Origin of the sequence: Kitasatospora sp. NPDC089913 (assembly GCF_044748625.1) — a bacterium.
Classification (GTDB): Bacteria; Actinomycetota; Actinomycetes; order Streptomycetales; family Streptomycetaceae; genus Kitasatospora.
Genome location: NZ_JBIVGI010000020.1, coordinates 100677 through 103424 on the forward strand (window position 1 = coordinate 100677; position 2748 = coordinate 103424).

At 74.0% G+C, this 2748-nt stretch carries 2 protein-coding genes; both read right to left on the reverse strand.

Annotated features, from left to right (window positions below):
• Positions 1 to 9: 9 nt before the first annotated feature.
• Positions 10 to 1299, reverse strand: a complete 1290-nt coding sequence (locus ACIPYS_RS27155) for a cytochrome P450 (RefSeq protein WP_400750638.1) — start codon at positions 1297 to 1299, stop codon at positions 10 to 12.
• Between the two features lie 140 nt (positions 1300 to 1439).
• Positions 1440 to 2423, reverse strand: coding sequence for a TauD/TfdA family dioxygenase (locus ACIPYS_RS27160; protein ID WP_400750641.1), 984 nt, complete (start codon positions 2421 to 2423; stop codon positions 1440 to 1442).
• Positions 2424 to 2748 lie beyond the last annotated feature (325 nt).

Below are 2748 nucleotides of genomic sequence, written 5' to 3' on the forward strand. Positions count from 1 at the left end.
GTCGGCCGGTCAGCCGGTCGGCAGGTCCGCGGGCCGGTCCAGGCGGACCATCAGGTTGAGCGGCGTGCGGGAGATGGGGCTGGGGATGTAGGGCACGTCCGGGCCCTCGGCGTGGCGCAGATCGGGGAAGCGCTCGAGGAGCCGGCCGATCGCGACGGCCGCCTCCATCCGGGCGAGCGGCGCGCCCATGCAGTGGTGGATGCCGTAGCCGAAGGCCAGGTGGCCGGTGGCGTTGCGGGTGACGTCCAGTTCGTCCGGGTCGGGGAACTGCTCGGGGTCGCGGTTGGCGGCGCCGAGCGAGAGCAGGACCGGCTGGCCCTTGCGGATGTCGACGCCCGCGACGGTGGTGGGCGCCCCGGCGATGCGGACGTTGGTGAGGAAGAGCGACGGGTCGAAGCGGAGGAACTCCTCGACGGCCGCGGGCAGCAGCGCCGGGTCGTTCTCGACCAGGGCCCGCTGGCCGGGGTTGCGGAGCAGGGCGCTCACGCCGTTGCCGATCAGGCCGACGCTGGTCTCGAACCCGGCGAGCAGGACGATGAAGGCGGTGGAGATGAGCTCCATCTCGGTCAGCCTGCCCTCGTCGGCGTCCCGGGCCTGCACCATCTGGCCGAGCAGGTCGTCGGTGGGGGTGGCGCGGCGCTCCTCGACGAGGTCCTTGATCACGTCGATGATGCGGTAGGCGATCTCCTCGCGGCCCTCGTGGGTGCTGCCGCCGGTGAAGTCGCGGGCGTTGCGGGACCAGTCGTGGAAGACGTCGCGGCGCTCCTCCGGGACACCGAGCAGCTCGCAGATCAGGACGAGCGGCAGCTGCCAGGCGAGGCCCTCCATGAGGTCCACCGGCGTACCGTCAGCGCCCTGCCGGGCGAGGCTGTCCAGCAGCCCTTCCACGGTCTCCTCCACGCGCGGTCGCAGGCGTTCGGTCTGCCGGGCGGTGAAGGCGCCGCTGAGGAGCTTGCGCAGGCGGGTGTGCTTCGGCGGGTCGGACACCACGGGGTGCTCGTTGTAGACGCGCCAGATGCCGCCCTCCTCGTCGGTGACGGGGTCGTCCTCCGGGTCCGGCTTCTGCCGGAGTACGGGGTCGAGGTGGGCCCGGCGGATGTCCTCGTAACGGGTGGGGACCAGCCAGCGGGTGCCGTCCGGCAGTTCGGCCCACCACACGGGCGACTTGGCCCGCAGGCCGGCGAAGAACCCGTACTGGTCCTGGACCAGCCCGGGGTCGATCAGCTGGAAGACGGGAACCCCGTCGGCGTCGGCGGTCGCGGGCTGCGGGTTCTCGGCCGGCGCGGTCGTTTGCTGCATCTGCTGTGCTCTCCTGCTTCTGGGTGGCTCCGGGCGGCTGCCGGAACGACGGCGGGGACGACGGCGGGGACGGCGACCCGGGTGGCTGCCGGGACGACGACGTGGACGGCTACCGGGAGCCGGACGGGCGCGGACACGCGCTAGCGCACCAGCACGTAGCCGTCGCCGGGCCGGTGGTCGCGCGAGCGGCGGAGGTCGGCCAGGACGAAGGTCCGCTGGAGCCAGCGGTCCAGGCCGTCGTAGCGGGGCCGGAAGGCGGTCCGGCCGTGCAGGGTCACGTGGTTGTCGACGATCGCCAGGTCACCGGGCAGCAGCCGCACGGTGCGGGACACTTCGTCGAGGGCCGCGGACAGTTCGGTGAGTGCCGCCCGGGCGGCCGGGGTCAGTCCGGTGGTGGCGGCGAAGTCGACCCGGACGTCCGGATCGGCCGATTCGCCGATCAGTACCGGGAGTTCCGGCACCGGGCCGTCGGCCGAGCCGAACGACGGCGGGGGCTGGGTGCTGAACTCCGGCCGGGCGAGGCACTCCCTGGCCGCGTCGGACAGCAGGGGCAGCGCCTCGCGGATCGAGGCCGTGCGGAGCCCGGCGACCCGGTCGTGGTCCGGGCGCAGGCAGAGCAGCATGACGTAGTCCGGGCGGTGCGGGTGGAAGGCGTTCTCGTTGTGCATCATCAGGTCCACCGACCCGGCATTGCCCTGGAACTCCTCCCGGCCCGGCACGGGGACGACGTCCTGGACCAGTGCGCCGGACTTCTCCGCCAGGAAGGCGGCCGGGTCGCCGAGCCCGCAGGCGGTCATCAGCAGCAGCGCGGCCGGTCCGGTGGTGGTGCGCTGTACGGAACCGGGGACCGCCGGGGTGGCCGGCAGCAGGCTCCCGTCCACCGGGAGTCCGCGCACCACCAGCACGCCGCCCGGACCGGAGTCGCGGCGGAACGCGCGGACGCGCTGCCGGAAGGTGCCGGGCAGGGACTGCCAGGCAGACCTGGCGGCGGCCACCCAGGCACCGTCGTCGACCTCGTCCGAGACCGTCCGCAGCTGCTCGGCGATCCGGCCGATCTCCGTCGATTCGGCCGCGGAGACCGTGAGGACGGCCTCCGGGGGCGCGAGCTGTACGGCGTTGAGCATGGTTTCTCCCAAGAGCCTAGGGTTGCGGTCGTCCCGCGAGCGGTCGTCGCGGCGCGCACCGGCCGCGCCGAGTGCGGGGCCGGTCGTCGTCCGGGCGTACCGGCGGGCCGGTCGTCCGGGACGCGGACACGTCGTTCTGCCGACCGCGCGGGACCGGTCCCCGGTCGGACAGCGGCGATGGAAGGGACACCGCCATGCTGGCCCAGCCGGCCCCCGCGGTCGCCGTCGTTTCCAAGACTTCAATACGTGCGCTCGGGCCCGTCGTACGGCGGGGGCACCGGCCCGGACCGCCGCCGCGGCGGTCGTCCGGGCCGGTGCCCCGTTC

What these genes read in the sequence shown, in the direction of transcription:
- ACIPYS_RS27155 (WP_400750638.1), bottom strand. Translation starts at nt 1,299, where the DNA reads ATGCAGCAAACGACCGCGCCGGCCGAGAACCCGCAGCCCGCGACCGCC.
- ACIPYS_RS27160 (WP_400750641.1), bottom strand. Translation starts at nt 2,423, where the DNA reads ATGCTCAACGCCGTACAGCTCGCGCCCCCGGAGGCCGTCCTCACGGTC.